The organism is Arthrobacter sp. CAN_A2 (assembly GCF_015752045.1).
GTDB lineage: Bacteria > Actinomycetota > Actinomycetes > Actinomycetales > Micrococcaceae > Arthrobacter_D.
Genome location: NZ_JADOUS010000006.1, coordinates 41,615 through 57,866, shown reverse-complemented (window position 1 = coordinate 57,866; position 16,252 = coordinate 41,615). Strand labels below are relative to the sequence as shown.

General features: G+C 70.3%; 17 protein-coding genes. 8 read left to right on the top strand and 9 right to left on the bottom strand.

The window, feature by feature from the left end; genetic code table 11:
• Positions 1-16: 16 nt before the first annotated feature.
• A complete protein-coding gene (locus tag IWX63_RS09175) occupies positions 17-1,375 on the bottom strand; it encodes an MATE family efflux transporter (RefSeq protein WP_199277869.1) in 1,359 nt (452 codons plus the stop codon).
• Between the two features lie 80 nt (positions 1,376-1,455).
• Here IWX63_RS09175 and IWX63_RS09170 point away from each other — a divergent pair, with 80 nt between their 5' ends.
• The 3 genes from IWX63_RS09170 to IWX63_RS09160 all read left to right on the top strand — a co-directional run bounded on the left by IWX63_RS09170 (position 1,456) and on the right by IWX63_RS09160 (position 4,349).
• Entirely contained in the window at positions 1,456-1,812 is a 357-nt protein-coding gene (locus tag IWX63_RS09170) for a hypothetical protein (RefSeq protein WP_199277868.1), read from the top strand.
• 154 nt (positions 1,813-1,966) lie between these two features.
• Entirely contained in the window at positions 1,967-3,100 is a 1,134-nt protein-coding gene (locus IWX63_RS09165; RefSeq protein WP_199277867.1) for a S1C family serine protease, read from the top strand.
• A 418-nt stretch (positions 3,101-3,518) separates the two neighbouring features.
• Positions 3,519-4,349, top strand: coding sequence for a putative protein N(5)-glutamine methyltransferase (locus IWX63_RS09160; RefSeq protein ID WP_199277866.1), 831 nt, complete (start codon positions 3,519-3,521; stop codon positions 4,347-4,349).
• On the opposite strand, the gene IWX63_RS09155 is transcribed toward IWX63_RS09160, so the two are convergent.
• The 7 genes from IWX63_RS09155 to IWX63_RS09125 all read right to left on the bottom strand — a co-directional run bounded on the left by IWX63_RS09155 (position 4,320) and on the right by IWX63_RS09125 (position 11,361).
• A complete protein-coding gene (locus IWX63_RS09155) occupies positions 4,320-4,730 on the bottom strand; it encodes a hypothetical protein (RefSeq protein WP_199277865.1) in 411 nt (136 codons plus the stop codon). The two genes, IWX63_RS09160 and IWX63_RS09155, sit on opposite strands and share 30 nt — an antisense overlap.
• A gap of 226 nt (positions 4,731-4,956) precedes the next feature.
• On the bottom strand, positions 4,957-5,304 hold the full coding sequence (locus IWX63_RS09150) for an iron chaperone (protein WP_199277864.1): 348 nt from the start codon (positions 5,302-5,304) through the stop codon (positions 4,957-4,959).
• Positions 5,305-5,356: 52 nt separating this feature from the next.
• Positions 5,357-6,235, bottom strand: coding sequence for a DUF4031 domain-containing protein (locus IWX63_RS09145; protein WP_199277863.1), 879 nt, complete (start codon positions 6,233-6,235; stop codon positions 5,357-5,359).
• A gap of 10 nt (positions 6,236-6,245) precedes the next feature.
• Entirely contained in the window at positions 6,246-6,818 is a 573-nt protein-coding gene (locus tag IWX63_RS09140) for a dihydrofolate reductase family protein (RefSeq protein ID WP_199277862.1), read from the bottom strand.
• 249 nt (positions 6,819-7,067) lie between these two features.
• Entirely contained in the window at positions 7,068-8,195 is a 1,128-nt protein-coding gene (locus tag IWX63_RS09135; RefSeq protein WP_199277861.1) for an AI-2E family transporter, read from the bottom strand.
• 25 nt (positions 8,196-8,220) lie between these two features.
• Positions 8,221-8,640, bottom strand: coding sequence for a PLDc N-terminal domain-containing protein (locus IWX63_RS09130; protein WP_199277860.1), 420 nt, complete (start codon positions 8,638-8,640; stop codon positions 8,221-8,223).
• 102 nt (positions 8,641-8,742) lie between these two features.
• Positions 8,743-11,361 carry a LuxR C-terminal-related transcriptional regulator gene (locus tag IWX63_RS09125; protein ID WP_199277859.1) on the bottom strand — a complete coding sequence of 873 codons (2,619 nt, stop codon included), beginning with the start codon at positions 11,359-11,361 and terminating at the stop codon, positions 8,743-8,745.
• 246 nt (positions 11,362-11,607) lie between these two features.
• On the opposite strand from IWX63_RS09125, the gene IWX63_RS09120 reads away from it, so the two are divergent.
• Positions 11,608-12,036 (top strand): DUF6325 family protein, encoded by a 429-nt coding sequence (locus tag IWX63_RS09120; protein ID WP_199277858.1) that lies wholly within the window; start codon positions 11,608-11,610, stop codon positions 12,034-12,036.
• 148 nt (positions 12,037-12,184) lie between these two features.
• Positions 12,185-12,538, top strand: a complete 354-nt coding sequence (locus IWX63_RS09115) for a histone-like nucleoid-structuring protein Lsr2 (RefSeq protein WP_334685757.1) — start codon at positions 12,185-12,187, stop codon at positions 12,536-12,538.
• A gap of 112 nt (positions 12,539-12,650) precedes the next feature.
• Here the strand turns inward: IWX63_RS09115 and IWX63_RS09110 are convergent, their stop codons facing one another.
• The gene (locus IWX63_RS09110) at positions 12,651-12,992 is read right to left on the bottom strand and encodes a hypothetical protein (RefSeq protein WP_199277857.1); all 342 of its coding nucleotides are present in this window, start codon (positions 12,990-12,992) and stop codon (positions 12,651-12,653) included.
• A gap of 303 nt (positions 12,993-13,295) precedes the next feature.
• Between IWX63_RS09110 and IWX63_RS09105 the strand changes: the two genes are divergently transcribed.
• From IWX63_RS09105 to IWX63_RS09095, 3 genes are all read left to right on the top strand, one after another.
• On the top strand, positions 13,296-14,390 hold the full coding sequence (locus tag IWX63_RS09105) for a WD40/YVTN/BNR-like repeat-containing protein (protein ID WP_199277856.1): 1,095 nt from the start codon (positions 13,296-13,298) through the stop codon (positions 14,388-14,390).
• A gap of 12 nt (positions 14,391-14,402) precedes the next feature.
• The gene (locus IWX63_RS09100; RefSeq protein ID WP_199277855.1) at positions 14,403-14,708 is read left to right on the top strand and encodes a MoaD/ThiS family protein; all 306 of its coding nucleotides are present in this window, start codon (positions 14,403-14,405) and stop codon (positions 14,706-14,708) included.
• Positions 14,709-14,880: 172 nt separating this feature from the next.
• On the top strand, positions 14,881-16,167 hold the full coding sequence (locus IWX63_RS09095) for an ammonium transporter (protein WP_199277854.1): 1,287 nt from the start codon (positions 14,881-14,883) through the stop codon (positions 16,165-16,167).
• Positions 16,168-16,252: the final 85 nt, after the last annotated feature.

Sequence of the window (16,252 nt, the reverse complement as noted above, 5' to 3'; positions counted from 1 at the left end):
TCCGGATTCGTCCTGGCTAGGCCTCCCGAACCACGCTCCGCGTCGCCCCTGTCACCATCCAGCGATCATCCCGGACCCGCCACCCCAGCGTCGCCGCGCGCGCCAGCATGTAGCCCCCGCCGAAGGCGAGCCACAGCCAGACGATGCCCGCCCCGCCGGTCAGGTCCGCCATCCCGACGAGACCCAGCAACGGCAGGTACACCGCCAGGTTCACGACGCCGGCGATCGCCAGGTAGCGCGCGTCGCCCGCCCCGATCAGGACGCCGTCGAGGACGAAGACGAGACCGCAGACCGGCTGGAACGCGGCCAGCACCCACAGACCGGCCGTGAACGCGGCCTGGACCGACGGATCCGGGGTGAAGATCCATCCGATGAAGGGCGCCACGGCCGCCAGCAGGCAGCCGGTGAGAACGCCGAACCCCACGCCCCATGTGATCATGCGCCCCGTGAGGGCCGCCGCGAGCGGCCGGTTCCCTCCACCGAGCTCCTTGCCGATCAGGGCCTGCGCGGCGATCGCGAGGGCGTCGAGGGCGAAGGCGAGGAAGGTGAAGACGGTCATCACGAGCTGGTGGGAGGCGAGGCTGAGGGGCCCCTGCGCGGTCGCGACGAACACGGTCGCGAGGATCGCGACGCGCAGCGACAGCGTGCGCAGCATGAGCCAGGACCCGACGCCGGCGGTTCGCCGGATGCCGCGGAGCGACGGCGCCAGTGGCACCCGCTGCCCCCTCGACGCGCGGACGATCATCACGAGGTAGACGGTCGCCATGCCGCACTGGGCGATGCTCGTCCCGAGCGCGGACCCGGCCACCGACATCCCGGCGCCGTAGACGAGCAGGTAGTTGAGCACGATGTTCACGCCGAACCCGGCCCCCGCGACGATCAGCGGCGTCCGCGTGTCCTGCAACCCGCGCAGCATGCCGGTCGCCGCGAGCACCACCAGCATGGCTGTCAGTCCCGGCATCGACCAGCGGAGGTAGTCGACGGCGAAGGCGTGCACCGCCCCCTCGGCGCCCATCAGCGACGCCAACTGCGGAGCGGAGGCCCAGCCGAGGGCGGACAGGAGGACCCCGAGCACGACGGCGAGGCCCACGCCGTCGCGCCCTGCCGCGAGCGCCTCGGGCAGGCGCCCGGCACCGAGCAGACGGGCGACGGCGGGCGTGGTGGAGTAGGCGAGGAAGACCATCAGACCGACGGCGGTCTGCAGCACCGTGGACGCAAGGCCCACGCCGGCGAGCTCCTCCACGCCCAGGTGACCCACGATCGCCGAGTCGGCGAGCAGGAAGAGCGGCTCCGCGATCAGCGCACCCAGGGCCGGGACGGCGAGCCGCAGGATACTGCGGCTGAGCCGGCGGTTGCTGGGCAGGGATTGACGCACCAGTCCAGCGTAGGGGTGCGGGCGCCAGGGCCTAAGCTGGGAGGAGCCCCGAACCGACCGCGAGGACACCCAGGGAAGTCATGAAACTCGGCGTCAAGCAGTACCTGACAGGCCTCGTCCTGTTGTTCGTCAGCACGCTCTTCGTCCCGCAGGCGGTCTCGGACTTCGCCCGGGCCGCGTCGACGGGCACGCCGGCGCCCGAAGAGGCGCCACTCCTCCTGGCCATCGGGCTGCTGATCATCCTCGTCGCGGCGGCCTGCATCGGGTGGGGATACTGGCTCACCCATCGCACGGGCGCACCCCGCAAGCCGCACCCCGAGGACGATCCCGACGAACCTCTGCTGCGCCCCGGCTACGGCCCGGACCCCTCCGACCGCCAGGACTGGCGCGAGAATCCGCTCCGCCGACGCGACCAGGACACCGACGGGCGCTTCTGACCCGTCCGCGGGGGCACCCCACTCCCGCGCTGCCGCACCGGGCCGCCGCCTGGCCCTTTGGGCCCTTGTCACGGGCTGCGGCGCTTCGTAGCGTTTCAGGCAGCGACCGGGCGGGGGCCTGCCGGGCGACCGCCCACCGCAGAGAGGACCACTGATGACTCGGAACGCCGGAACCCGCGCTCCCCTGCTCGCCCTGACCTGCTCCCTCCTGCTGGCCGTGACCGGCTGCACGGATACCGGCGGGGGCTCCGACAGCCCGTCGCCGGCGCAGAGCGAGGGCGGCGCAAGCACCCCGTCACCGGGCACGGGCGGCACCGCCTCCTCCAGCGCCCGCTCCGGCTCCACCTCCAGCTCCAACTCCGGCTCCAGCGGATCGGGAGCCCCGGAGGAGATGGGCATCCCCGACATCGTCGACGCCGTGCAGCCCTCGGTCGTCACCATCTTCACCAGGGAGGGACTCGGCAGCGGCGTGATCTACACGGAGGACGGACTCATCCTCACCAACGAGCACGTGATCCGCGGCAACGAGGAGGTCGAAGTGGCCTTCGCCGACGGCCAGCGGGTATCCGGGACGGTCGAAGCCGCGGACACCGTGTCCGACCTCGCCCTCGTGCAGGCGGACCGGAGCGACCTCCCGGCCGCCACGTTCCAGCCGGAACTGCCGCGCATCGGTGAGCTCGCCGTCGTCATCGGGTCCCCGCTCGGCTTCGAGAACACCGCGACATCGGGCATCGTCTCGGGCCTGCATCGGGAGATCCCCGGCTCGGCCGCGACGAGCCAGTCGCTGGTGGACCTCATCCAGACGGACGCGGCCATCAGCCCCGGCAACTCCGGCGGCGCCGTCGTGAACGGTCAGGGCGAGATCATGGGCATCAGCGAGGCCTACATCCCGCCCTCGCAGGGCGCCGTCGCCCTCGGTTTTGCGATCCCCGCCTCCGTCGCCACGGAGGTGGCGGAGGAACTCCGCAAGGACGGCACGGCGGAGCACGCGTTCATGGGACTGGCGCCCGGGCCCATCACGCCCCAGATCGCCGAGCAGCTGAACCTCGAGGACACCACGGGAGTGGCGGTCCTGTCCGTGTCGCAGGGCGGGCCCGCCGACGACGCCGGCATCCGCCCGGGGGACATCATCACCAGGATCGGGGACGAGGAGATCTCCGCACCGGAAGATCTCCTGTCAGCGCTGCGCCAGTACGATCCGGGTGAGACGGTCCAGGTCCGGATCCGACGGGGCGCGGAGACGCAGACGGTGGACGTGACCCTCGCGGACCGCCCGGCGGAGCGCTGAGCGGCTACTGGAAATGCATCGTCGCCGGCCCCTGACCCGGGGACTGCAGGATGGAGGCGGCGACGCCGCACAGGACCTCGTCATCGACAGACAGCCTGCCCTCGATGTCAAGGAGGAGGGATGTGATCCCCCTCGCGGCATCCTCGAGGGGCGCGGCGCACACTAGGAACACGCAGCGGACAACCCGGACCGAGTCCGTGGACGGACGCTGAACACATGGACGTGCCTGCACGGACGTGGGGCAGCAGCAGGGGGTCAAGCAGCCGGCGCCCGGCCAAGCACCCGTGGCGCCGTGCCGTCGAGCAGGCCGACGCGCCCCATCGATGTCGGATCGATCCCCCGCGCGGTCGGCCGGCGACACGGACCCCTGATCACCGCTATCCTCGTGGTGCCGGTCAGATCTCCGAAGGGCCGTCCCATGCATCCGTCGAACGGCCGCTCCACCCCGACCCGCCCTGACGAGGAAGAACTCGCGGCACGCCTCCGGGCAGCGGGTTGCGTGTTCGCCGAGGACGAGGCACGCCTGCTTGCCCGCAGCGGGGCATCCGACGAAGCCCTTGCGATCATGCTCGAACGGCGCATGGCCGGCCATCCCCTCGAGCACATCCTGGGCTGGGTGGAGTTCTGCGGACTGAAGCTGGACGTGGGACCCGGTGTGTTCATCCCCCGACAGCGGTCCGCCCTGCTCGTGCGGTGGGCGGCAGAGCTGACCCTCCCCGGCGCCACCGTCCTGGATCTCTGCTGCGGATGCGGCGCGCTCGCCGCTGCACTGGCCGACGCCGTCGAAGACCTCCGCCTGCATGCCTCCGACATCTCGGGCGCCGCGGTCGGGTTCGCGCGACGCAATCTGGCCCGCGTGCAGGCCGAGTGCTACGAGGGCGACCTCTTCGACCCGCTGCCCACGGCGCTCAGGGGCACGATCGACACGATCCTGTGCAATACGCCGTACGTGCCCGCCCATCGCCTCCGGTTGCTGCCCTACGAGGCGAGGGTGCATGAGCCGCGGTCGAGCCTCGACGGCGGGCCGGACGGGCTCGACATCCAGCGGCGGGTGGCACGCGACGCGCGGGACTGGATGGTGCCCGGTGGCCATCTCCTGTTCGAGGTGGCCGAGGACCAGGAGGTGCAGTGCGTCCGACTCCTGGAGGACGCGGGCTTCCGGTCCTGGTCCCGAAGCCTCGATGAGATCGGCACGACCGTCGTGGTGGGGCAGGCGCCGTCAGCGGTCCCGGCGGAGCGGCGGCAGTGATGACAGCCCCTGGGGCCGGCGCCCGGCAGGCGCGGCGGGGCGGCCCGGCGTGGTGACCAGGCGTCCCCAGCGGCCGCGGACGGAGACCTTGCACGAGGGGTAGGCCCGCGCGCCGCGACCTGTCGTGTCGTCGTCGTCGTCGGCACAGTAGGGGGCCCGGCAACAGGCCCTGCGGCCCGTCGCCGCCAGATCGTCGAGCAGTTCGTTCACGGCCTGCGCCACCATGTTGCGATCGTCACACGGGAGGGTCATGATCCCGTGGAGGTAGGCGTCGACCTCGAGCCGGCCGGTGGAGCCGCCCAGGTTCTGGAGATGGTCCCAGACGAGCGGCAGGGGGAGATCCGCGTGTCTCATCGCGGTATGGGTGTGCAGACCTTGCATTGGCAGATTCCTTCGGATGGCCCGGACGGGGGCTGGAAGCCGATCGACTGCCGCCGCCCGGACGGCGATGCGACAGGGTGCTCCGGCGGCCGGCTTCCTGACCGCCCGGAAGGCGGCCGGCGTGTGTGCCGGCCATCCTCGATCACTCATCGTGGCACCCGGCCATGCGGCCGGGGAAGCTGTTTCCTCCCGTCGGTGCGGGGTTGCGCCACGAATCGGAGCCCTGCTACGAGCCGGCGATCTCGAGGCTCCGCAGGCGGACGATCTCCCGGACCAGGCCCTCCGGGAGCGGATGGTCCGCCGTGAATCGGATGGTCCCCTTCGACCGGGAAAACCCCTCGAGCCGCGGCTCCACCGCATCGATCACCCGCGGGGAGAACGGATACAGCGAGAGATGCCTGGCGGTGGCGGCCACCGCAAGCAGCGGCCTCCCGGCGAGGATGAGAGCCGGCATGCCATAGCTCACCCCGTCGACGGCGTCCGGCCGGGCACCCCGGGCAGTGGCCACCACGGTGCGCAGGCACTCCCGTGCGGGTTCTTCCAGCGCCGCGAGGGCGTCATCCACGGATCCCATGACGTGATCGTAGGGGCATCGCCGGAGCCCGGACAGGGCCACGCGACCGGGGTCACAGCGATGCAAGCTCCTGCGCCAGGTTCCTGCGCGCCGGCCCGGTCCACTCCGCCTGCGCGATCGCCGTCCGATACAGCGGCTCGAGTGTCAGGAGCCGCTGCAGGACAGCACGCCGACCAGCGGTGAATGCATCCTGGGGAAGATGCCGGTACTCGCCGCGGATCGCTGCGGCGTAGCGCGTGTAGGCCTCCGGGGTACCGGCGAGCACCGCGAGGTCGGCGTCGCACAGGAGATGGCCCGCGCGGTCCCCCGGTGCCGGATCATGCGCCGCGGTCAGGAGGACGAGGCGCTCGACGTCCCGGACGACGGCGTCGGGCATGGAGCCCTCGAGGTGCTGTACGGCGAGGGAAGCGGACGCACGTTCGTCCTGGCCGGCGATCCCCTCGTACACGGCATCGTGGAACCAGGCCGCCAGGATCACGACGCGGCGCAGGGGTTCATCGGTCGGCTCCAGCAGCAGGTCCAGCCCTTCAAGGACCCCCAGCAGGTGGGTGGGCGTGTGGTACTCGCGGTGCGCTTCGGACCAGCGGTCGAGCAGTTCCCCGCCGAGGCCGGGAACGCCCGGCATCAGCACCTCCCAGCGTGACATCAGTGCGGCGCGGAGTTTCGGAGCCCGCCGTCGGGCCGGGACCCTGAGTCCACTGGCGATCAGCGAGCGCACGAGGTCGGCCCCCGTGACCTCCTGCGCACCCTGCACCACGAGGTCGCGGTACCGCCGGGCCGGGACGTCGTAATGGTCCTCGTCGAAGGCACGGCGGGGGATGCCCGCGGCCGCTGCGAACGCGTGGAGTTCCTCGAGTGACGCCGTCGAGACCAGATGGGAGAACACGGTTCCGTGCGCGGGCCAGGTCGGTGGATCGATCAGGACGGCCATGACCAGCAGTCTAGGCGTGTCCTGCCGCCGCCTCGCGGGTGCGGAGGCCGTAGGAGGTCAGGACATTGCCCTTGCTGGTGACGCTCGTCTCCTGCAGCTCCAGTCTGGTGACGGGATCCGACGGTTCGAAGAGGCGGCGGCCGGCGCCCGCGACGACCGGGTGCGTCATCAGCATCAGCGAGTCCAGCAACCCGGCGAACAGGAGCTGCCTGACCAGGGAGATGCTGGCGCAGACGGCGATGTCCCCACCGTCGGTCTCCTTCAGGCGTGCGACGAATTCCTCGAGGGGCGCTGTCATGAGCGAGGCGTTCGTCCAGCCGAGCTCGCCGCTGAGGGTACGTGACGCCACGAACTTCTCCACCGGCGTGATGAAGCTGCCGAACGGGTCGGCCCCCCCGGCCTGCGGCCAGTAGGCCGCCCACTCCTCGTAGCCCTGCCGGCCCAGCAGCACGGTGTCCACCCGCTCGATCATCGCGCCCATGCCGGCGCCGAGTTCCGGGTCGAAGCTGTCGAACTGCCACAGGTGCGGAGATTCGACGACGCCGTCGACGGAGGAGAAGAGGCCTGCTGTGAGTCTGCGCATGAGATGCTCCTGATCCGGGATTCGCGGTGACGTTTCCACACAGTAGACGGTGCGGGGGGCCCGTACCCATCGATGCCGTGAGCAATTCCGCGCCACCACCTCCCGCTCGTGCATCACCGCGGCCAGGCTCGGGGCATGCAGGATTCCTTCGACGGCCGGTCCGCCCTGCTCGAGATCACCCCAGCGGTCATCGACGAGCGGCCGGTCGCGGAGGACAGGCCGGGCACCGGGCCGCGCGGGATGACCGCGCTACTGGATCCGGCGGAGCGGGACGACGAGGTTGTCGACGAGCAGCAGGCAGGCCGCGGCGGTCGGGATGGCGACGAGGGCTCCGGGCAGGCCCAGCAGCGCGCCTCCTGCCGTCGCCGCGATCAGCACCCACGCGCCGGGTACCTGGACGGCCTTGCTCATCACACGCGGGGTCAGGATGTATGCCTCCACCTGCATGTAGATGAGCATGGCGACCAGGACGATGATGGCGGCGGGCAACGAGTACAGCAGAGCCGCGAGGGTCATCACGATGGTCGTGAGGATGGTGCCGATGAGGGGGATCAGCGTGACGAAGAACGCCGCGATCGAGATGAGCGCGGCGAACGGCACCCCGGTGAGGGTCAGGAGGATGAAGCTGTAGGTGGCGTTGAGGAGCGCCAGCAGCACCATGCCGCTCAGGTACTTTCCGACGGATTCGGCGATCCGCTCGGTGAGGTACACCGAGGTCCTGCGCCGGGACGCCGGGAGGAGGGCGTAGAAGCCGTGCTTGATGCGCGGCAGTCCTGCCAGGAAGTAGAGGGTGAGGATGGCGATGAAGATCACCGACGAGACGACGCTCGCGGCTCCAACGCCGGCCCCCACCACCCCGTTGGCGATGTTGGTCAGGGCTTCGGGGCTGACGAGCGCCTGCCCCACGGACTCCATCGCATCTACCAGGGCACCGCCCGTCAGCTCGTTGATCCGCTGGAACCACTCGTCCTCGGTGACACTGCGGATCGCCGCAGGCAGCACCTGGACGAAGGCTGTCACCTGCGTGACGACGAAGGGGAGGACGAGGGCGACGAGGCCTGCGGCGAGGAGGGCGACGGCGACGCCGATCACGGCGACCGCACCGCCCCGGCGCATGCCGGAGCGGCGGAGCCTGCGAACCAGTGGGTTGAGGCCGAGCGCGAGGAACAGGGCGGCGCAGACGGACATGATCACCGAGCGCAGGGAGAACAGCACGGAGGCCACGAAGACTGCCGTAAGGACCCCGCCCGTCACCCGGAGGCCCACCCCGAAAAGGGTCGGGATCCGCGCCCGCACGGGATCGGACGACGTCACCTCCGCCGGGCGGGCAGGAGCCGTGGGGGCCGATCCATCAGGTGAAGCGCCGTCGAGGTCCACAGCGTCTCCCCCTCCCGGCCGGCGATCAGCCGGCCGGCGTGCGTGGCGCGGCATCGGTCGAGGAGGTCCCGGATGCCTGCCGGAGCGAGTGTTGCTTGAGACGCTCGTATTCTTCCTGGGTGATGGCGCCCTGGCGCAGCAGTTCGTGGGCCGAGGCGACCTGTGCCGTCGGATCGTGGGATTCCTGGACCGTTGCGGCGCCGGGATCAGGGCGGGATCCCCGGGCGCTGCGGAGGGCCATGGTCTGGCCGTGGGCGAACAGGTAGGCGAGGGAGGCGAGGAACGGGATGAGCACCAGCAGGACCACCCAGACCGCGCGCGACCCGCCGGAGAGCGACTCGTTCCTGAAGATGTCGATGAGGACGATGAAGAGGAAGGCCAGATAGGCGGCGAACAGGGCGGTGGCGAACACCACCCACACGATCTCCCAGAGGTTGATGTCCACGGCACGTCCTGTCCTCGGCCCCCGATGTCCCAGCATGGTATGCAGGGCCTCACCCGGCGTGGCGGTTCTCCACCGGCGCTCACCCCGGAAGGGTGACGACCCCTAATGCGCCGCCGCGCTCCGCAGGACGCGCAGCGGCGCCGGGGTGGGTGCGAGCAGGCCGAGCTTGTCGGCCGCCGCGATGGCCTCCCGCCGTGTCCCGACCCCCAGTTTCCGATAGATGCCGCGCAGGTGCGTCTTGACCGTGTTCGTGGAGATCTGCAGGTCCAGCGCCAGTTCGTCGACGGTCGCGAAGGTCGGCAGGAGAGCCACCAGTTCGATCTCCCGCGGGGTGAGGGGTGGACCGGCGATCTCCTGGACCGGTCGGCGCCGGTGATTCACCAGGAGGTCCACCTCCCGGGTGAAGCGGGGGTAGTGGTGCCGGTCCTTCTCGAGGGCACTCCGCACGGTCTCACCGGCGAAGCCGATCCCCCGCACGGATCCCCGCTCAGCGGCCAGGGTGAGGGCGCGGTCCAGGGCTTCCCTGGCCTTGAACGGACGGTTCTCGAGCAGCTCCAGGCGGGCGAGCATCGCAAGGGCAGTCGTCATCCCGATCCTGCTGTGGCACTTCACGTACTCGGAGGTCACCGGGGTCAACAGCTGCCGCGAGCGGTTCAGCTGTCCGGCCAGCAGGTGCTCCCACACCGAGATGACCTGCAGCTCCCCGCTGATGCCCTGGTATCTGCGCAGATCCACCTTCAGCATCGTCAGGTCGTCCACGCGGCGCAGGGACAGCATCATCTCGGCGACCTGCAGCGAGCACACGGCGAGTTCCTGCGGCTGTGCGCCGTGCGCGAGGTCGAAGCGGATCCTGTCCAGCAGAGCCACGGCCACCTCGACGGGTCTCGCCGAGGAGGCGAAGGAGAGCATGAGGCCGAGCTTCGACGCGGAGTGAGCCACCATCGGCGGGGTCGCCGTACCCCTGAACACGAACGCGTTGTGGAACCGCGCGGCGTCGTCGTCGAGCTGGTGGTAGGCGCCCCAGGCGATCGTGAGGTGGGCGGGCCGGAGCCGCGGGCTGTAGCGCAGCCGGTGCAGCTCCCCTTCCCTGATGGCGGTCCAGGCGTCGCGTGTCGCGGGCGTGAAGTCCTCCAGGGCTGCGGCGAGCGCCGCACGGGTGATGTGGGCGTCGATCCGGGCGCCCGGGTTGTCCCGCTCATCGGCGGCTGCCACGCAGGCCCTCACAGCGGCGACGGCCTCGTCCAGGCGTGCGGTCGCGATCAGCGCGGCCGAGAGGACATTCGACACGAAGAGCCCGACGTCGGGTGGCAGATCCGCCACGCACACTCCCCGGAGATGCTGGAGGGCCTCCTCCGGGCGCCCCCGGGCGAGCAGGAGTTGCGCCTCGAGCCCGGTCCGCAGCGCACTGAACGGCACCGTGAGGCCACCCTCGGGATCTGCGTGGTCGATGTGCTCGAGCTTGAGGCGGGCGCCGGCCGGGTCGCCGTTCGCGAGGGAAAGGAGGCTGTCGAGCAGGCCGAGCTCCACCGATTCGACGGATGTCAGGTCGCGCAGGATCGACTCCAGGGCGGTGAGGTCGTTGCTCCATAGCAGGTGCAGCCCCGAGACGGCGGCGACGTCACGCAGCAACCGGGCGTCGCCGGCCTTGCCCGCATGGGCGAGCGCCTCCGCGTGGCGCGCCTGGCGGAGGCGACGGCGCGCCATCCGGGCGTGCACCAGGGGACGGTCGATCGCTGCAGCACCCGATCCTCCGCTGAGGAGCCACCTGGACAGCAGGCGATGCAGCCGGAAGGACCCCGGGGTGTCCGCCGGGACGACGAGACCGGAGGCCCGGACCGCAGCGTCGAACACCCGCGGTGCGTCCGTGCTGGCGAGCGCCGTGCACAGGTCGTCCACCGTGAAGGGTTCGATCAACGCCATGACGGCGAGGGCGGCGCGGACGTCCTCGGGGAAGGAGGGGAACAGCTGCCCGCACAGCCGGTCGAGGTAGGACGCCCCGGCCGTGTCCGCAGCGGCGGGAGCGTCGCCCTCCGCCATCACGTGGGCGAGGACGACGGCGGCGGGCCAGCCCTCGGTCGCTTCGAGGAGCGGGTCCACGTCGGGGCATGCGGCCGAGAACAACCGGGCGATCTCCCGCCGCCGCAGCATCAGGTCCTCCTGCCCTATCCGCCCGAGGGCGCCGTCGAGGTCCAGCCGGTAGAACGAGGGCAACTCCGGCAGCTGCCGGCCGCAGAGGACCACCATGAATCCCTGGGGCGCGCGCTGGATCGCGTAGTCCACCTCGAGGAGCAGCCCGGTGTCGCGCAGGTGCTCACAGTTGTCGAGCACCAGCACGGAATTCACGGTGCCTCCGCCTGCATGATCGAGAAGGCCATCGAGCCACCCGATCCGCGCCGCTGCTGTCGGCGGGGGTGGAGGCCAACGGCCCGGCGCCAGTCCGTCGGAGGGTTCCAGCGCTTCGGTCACGAGGTCCCAGAAGCGCCCCGACGCGTTGTCGGAGGGATCGAGGGAGACCCAGGCCACGTGATCCCCCGACGCCACCCGCCTCCGCGCCCACTGGGCGGCAAGGGTCGTCTTCCCGGAGCCGGCAGCAGCGCCGATGGTGATGGCGCGGCACCCGTCCTCCCTGAATGCGTCGAGGCGTGTGGTCAGCCGGGGCCGGTCCAACTCGTGCGCGCCGGTCGGGGGGATGGTCGTCTTGGCCCTGGTGATGCTGTTCATGCCTGCCACCTGTCCGGCGTCGCACTTCCTGCCGCGTTCTCACCCGGGGAAGCGGGTGAGGCATCGCCGGCTTGATGGCGCCCACCTCCAAGAATTCACCCCCGAACTGATTCAGGCCTGAGTCCAAAGTCCCCGGTCTGCCGGATCGTCACCCCGCGCGGGTGACGATCCGCCCGCCGCACCGATGCACAATTGCAGCGTCTATCACAGCGACAGGCAGGAAACGGCCGGGCGGGGAGGGGTGTCATGAGGGTTGGCTCCGTGGACGTCCTGGTCCTCTCCGCGCCGACCCTCGACGGCGATCCCGGCATGGTGGACGCCCTCCACGAAGCCCTGGACAGCGGAGCCGTGGCGCTGATCGACATCGTGCTCATCGCCCGCGGGAGCGACGGCACCCTGTCCTTCGCGGACGTCGACGACGGCCTGCCGGCATCGCTGCAGGACCTGCTGGCACATCCGTCGCCGATGACCCTGCTCAGCGACCGGGACGTAGCCCTCGCCTCCTCGTCCGTCGCCAACGGCGAGGTGGGCCTCCTGCTCGTCCTGGAGCACCGTTGGGCGCGACGGCTGGCCGAACGCATCCAGGACATGGGCGGCGTGACCCGGCTCCACGAGCGGGTGCCGCACGATGCGGTGGTCCGTGCGTTCAAGGCCGACGGCGCCGCAGCCACGTGACCCGACCGGTGGATAACACACCGACACCCGTGGGTCGAAATTGCCATTCGCGTATTCCCGACGAATGGCACGAATTTCGGGATTCCTCCCGCCCGCACTGCTCTTCGGGATAGAGTCGGAACAATGGGGCTGACAATGTGGACTTCGGATGACACAGGAGAAAATGATGGCCCAGCGGGTACAGGTGCAATTGGTCGATGACCTCAGCGGCGAAGAAGCACAGGAGACTGTGCGATTCGCCCTCGACGGCACCGATTATGAGATAGACCTCACAACGCAGAATGCAGAATCATTGCGTAGCGCTTTGTCCGCCTATGTGGACAAGGGGCGTAAGGCGACTTCCGGCAAGCAGCAGTCCGCCGGCCAGAAAGCGTCATCCTCCCGCGCGAAGCGCGAGGACACGCAGCAGATCCGCAAGTGGGCCGAGGAGCACGGATTCAATCCGAGTTCGCGTGGGCGGATCACGCAGTCCATCATCGACGCCTACAACGAGAGCCGTTGAGGTAGTCCTCGCCCCGGGTAGAACCGTTACGGTCACCCGGGGCGCACACTTTCCACCCGGTCCCGGGCGGCGGACTGCCCGCCTTTTCCCGGGTGCCGGAGAACAGGGTGATTCACGGCGACATCGACGTCCCGGGCGATATGCCGTGAGCCCAGGCCTCTGCGTCGGAGGCGCTCTCGAAATAGCGCGTCTCCGACCGCGCATGCGCGAGGAAAGCCGCGATGACCTGGTCCACGGGCCCCGTGCCGACGAAGGCGATGCATGAGGTCAGGGACCCCTCGAGGATGACCATCCGGCCGGCCGGCGCGATCCCGCCCAGACCCTGCAGATGGACGACGAGCGGCAGGACGTAGCCGTCCGACAGTCCGCGGACCCCCTCGTAAGCGGCCAGGACGTCCGCGAGGCTCAGTACCGAACCGCGTGCCCACCAGAGAACGAGCAACCCGTCGCGCACTTCGACGCAGTGCTTGCCCACGCAGTGCCGACGCGCGCGGGGTGCATGCCTAGGACCGGGACACAGCCGCGACGGCGCGGGGTTCCCGAGGTCGATCTGACGCAACGGTGCCTCCAGGTGAACGTGATATCCGCTCCCCAGCGACCGCATCAATCCACTCTGGCACAGCGCCCGGGTCCATTCTCCGAATTCGGACAAAAGGGGGTAGCCGGCCCTGTACAAAACGAGTGGCCGGTGGCAGGGTCCCAAGTGACATGCATCACACGCGCGGTTTCTCGGCCGCTCCCATGCACGGGGGAACACATGCCAGCACCAGGAACAACGCTCCTTGCCATCGGCACCAAGAAAGGGCTGTGGCTCGCGTCGAGCATCGACCGGCGGGAGTGGACACTCTCCGGACCGAAATTCCTGATGGAGGAGATACCGAGCGTCGGGATCGACACCCGGGGCGGACGTACCCGCCTGTTCGCGGGGCGGATGTCGTGGCACTTCGGCCCGTGCATCGCCCACTCCGACGACCTCGGCGAGACCTGGGCGGAACCCCAGGAGGGCGGGATCCGGTTCGGGGCCGACGACGGCGCCGCCCTCGAGCGGATCTGGCAGATCCAGCCGGACGCGGAGGACCGCCCCGGCGTGGTCTGGGCCGGCTGCCAACCGATCTCCGTGTGGAAATCCACCGACCACGGTGAGACGTTCACCCTGAACCGCGGCCTCTGGGACCACCCGCACCGCAGCGAATGGGGTGCGGGCTTCGGGGGCGCAGCCGCCCACACCGTTCTTCCGAGCCCCGCCGACGACACGCTCCACGTCGCGATGAGCACGGGCGGCGTCTATCGCTCCGACGACGGCGGAGCGTCCTGGGAACCACGCAACAAGGGCATCAGCGCGTATTTCATGCCGGATCCCGATCCGGAGTTCGGCCAGTGCGTTCACAAGGTGGCCCGCGACGCCGTCGACCCCGACCGCCTGTTCGCCCAGAACCACCACGGCGTCTATGCGAGCAGCGACCGCGGTGATTCCTGGCAGTCCATCGCCGAGGGCCTTCCGGCCGACTTCGGCTTCGTCATGCTCACGCACCCGCACCGCAGCGGCACGGCGTGGGTGATCCCCCTCAAGGCCGACGGCGAGCGCATCCCGCCCGAGGGGCGTCTCCAGGTGCACCGGACGGACGACGGCGGGGCCACGTGGGAGGGCAGCGGCGCCGGACTGCCGGAGGCCGAGTACAACGCGGTGCTGCGCGATGCCGCGTGCGTCGACACGGCCGAGGTCCCCGGGGTCTACTTCGGGACGCGCGGCGGGTTCGTCTATGCGAGCGCGGACGAGGGACGCACCTTCCAGGAAGTGGCGAGCCACCTGCCGGACGTGCTCTCCGTCCGTGCCGCGGTCCTGCCCGCCTGAGCGGTGGCCACCATGCCCGCGACATCCCCGATGCCCTCGGTGATCGTCCTGATCCCCACGCCCCTGCGCCAGTACGTGGACGGGCGCAGCGCGGTCCGCATGAGCGTGGCCGACGACGGCGACGTGGCCTCGCTGCTCGACGGACTGGGCGAGGGACGCCCCCTGCTCGACCAGCGGATCCGCGAGGAGACCGGGGCGTTGAGGCGCTACGTGAACATCTACGTCGACGGCGAGGACGTGCGCCGCCTGGACGGCCTGGCCACAGCCGTTCCCGCGGGTGCCACGGTCATGATCATGCAGTCCGTGGCCGGCGGCTAGGGGTGGGACTCGGCGTAACCCAGAGTTAATGGGACCCGCCCGAGGCTGAAACCTGGCGCTGCCTACCATTGCTCAGCGCGGCGTGCCGTCCCGGTTCCGTATGCACCCGCAGTGTGATGCCGGGCCCAGTCCCGTCCGGCACGCCCAGGCGCTGTCACGGAAAGGACTCCCCATGGATTCTGGAAACGTCGCTTGGATTCTCGCCAGCACCGCGCTCGTCTGCCTGATGATCCCGGCCCTGGCCCTGTTCTACGGAGGAATGGTGGGGTCCCGCCGCATCCTCAACATGATGATGATGTGCTTCGGCGGGGCGAGCCTCGTCGCCGTGCTGTGGGCCCTGTTCGGCTACTCGATGGCCTTCGGCAACTCGATCGGCGGACTGGGCCTCATCGGGGACGTCACGGAATACGCCGGGCTGGGCCAGCTGCTGGCCGAGGACCCCTCCGCGCCCATCCCCCCGATCCTGTTCGCGGCCTTCCAGCTGTTCTTCGCCTGCGTGACGACGGCGCTGGTCGCCGGCGCGGCGGCCGGCCGCATGAAGTTCGGCGCCTGGATGATCTTCGCAGGCACCTGGGCCACGCTGGTGTACTTCCCGATCGCCCACTGGGTCTTCGCCTTCAGCTCCGAGGACGGCTCGGTGGTGGGCGGTTGGATCGCGAACAACCTCGGCGCGATCGACTTCGCCGGTGGCCTCGCCGTCCACATGAACGCCGGGATCGCCGCCCTCGCCCTGTCGATGGTCCTCGGCCGCAGCCACGGCTGGCCGAAGGTGGACCACGCCAGGCCGCACAGCCGCCCGCTCGTCCTCGTGGGCGCCGGCCTGCTGTGGGTCGGGTGGTTCGGCTTCAATGCGGGCTCCGCGCTCTCCGCGGGACAGTCCGCGTCGGTGGTCTTCCTCAACACCGCCGTCGCCGCGTCCGCGGGCCTGCTGGCCTGGGCCGCCGTCGAGCGGCTCCGCAACGGCGCCGCGACCAGCATGGGCGCCGCTTCGGGCCTGGTCTCCGCGCTGGTCGCCATCACTCCCGCCTGCGGCGCGGTCAGCCCCATGGGCGCCCTCGCCATCGGTGCGATCGCCGGCGCGGTCTGCTCCCTCGCAATCGAACTGAAGTTCCGCCTGGGATTCGACGATTCGCTCGACGTCGTCGGCGTGCACCTCGTCGGTGGCGTCCTCGGGACGCTGCTGATCGGCCTGTTCGCGACGGCGGATGCCCCCAACGGCGTCTCGGGCCTGTTCTACGGCGGCGGCTTCGAGCTGCTGGGCGTCCAGGCGCTGGCGACCGTCGCGGTGCTGGCCTACTCCTTCGTCGTCACCTGGATGATCGCCCAGGTCCTGCAGCGCACCATCGGGCTGCGGATCGAGGAGGCAGACGAACTGCGCGGCATCGACCTCGCCGCGCACTCCGAGTTCGCCTACCTGACGGATGAGGATCCCGTGGATCTGGGCGCCCCACGCAAGTAGTCGTCGCACACGGTCATCGCACATGGCCGGCGCACGACGCGGAATGCCGAGGGAGTGGGCCCCGCAACGGAGCCCACTCCCTCGG

What these genes read in the sequence shown, in the direction of transcription:
- IWX63_RS09170 (WP_199277868.1), top strand. Translation starts at nt 1,456, where the DNA reads ATGAAACTCGGCGTCAAGCAGTACCTGACAGGCCTCGTCCTGTTGTTC.
- IWX63_RS09165 (WP_199277867.1), top strand. Translation starts at nt 1,967, where the DNA reads ATGACTCGGAACGCCGGAACCCGCGCTCCCCTGCTCGCCCTGACCTGC.
- IWX63_RS09160 (WP_199277866.1), top strand. Translation starts at nt 3,519, where the DNA reads ATGCATCCGTCGAACGGCCGCTCCACCCCGACCCGCCCTGACGAGGAA.
- IWX63_RS09155 (WP_199277865.1), bottom strand. Translation starts at nt 4,730, where the DNA reads ATGCAAGGTCTGCACACCCATACCGCGATGAGACACGCGGATCTCCCC.
- IWX63_RS09150 (WP_199277864.1), bottom strand. Translation starts at nt 5,304, where the DNA reads ATGGGATCCGTGGATGACGCCCTCGCGGCGCTGGAAGAACCCGCACGG.
- IWX63_RS09145 (WP_199277863.1), bottom strand. Translation starts at nt 6,235, where the DNA reads ATGGCCGTCCTGATCGATCCACCGACCTGGCCCGCGCACGGAACCGTG.
- IWX63_RS09140 (WP_199277862.1), bottom strand. Translation starts at nt 6,818, where the DNA reads ATGCGCAGACTCACAGCAGGCCTCTTCTCCTCCGTCGACGGCGTCGTC.
- IWX63_RS09125 (WP_199277859.1), bottom strand. Translation starts at nt 11,361, where the DNA reads ATGAACAGCATCACCAGGGCCAAGACGACCATCCCCCCGACCGGCGCG.
- IWX63_RS09120 (WP_199277858.1), top strand. Translation starts at nt 11,608, where the DNA reads ATGAGGGTTGGCTCCGTGGACGTCCTGGTCCTCTCCGCGCCGACCCTC.
- IWX63_RS09115 (WP_334685757.1), top strand. Translation starts at nt 12,185, where the DNA reads ATGACACAGGAGAAAATGATGGCCCAGCGGGTACAGGTGCAATTGGTC.
- IWX63_RS09105 (WP_199277856.1), top strand. Translation starts at nt 13,296, where the DNA reads ATGCCAGCACCAGGAACAACGCTCCTTGCCATCGGCACCAAGAAAGGG.
- IWX63_RS09100 (WP_199277855.1), top strand. Translation starts at nt 14,403, where the DNA reads ATGCCCGCGACATCCCCGATGCCCTCGGTGATCGTCCTGATCCCCACG.
- IWX63_RS09095 (WP_199277854.1), top strand. Translation starts at nt 14,881, where the DNA reads ATGGATTCTGGAAACGTCGCTTGGATTCTCGCCAGCACCGCGCTCGTC.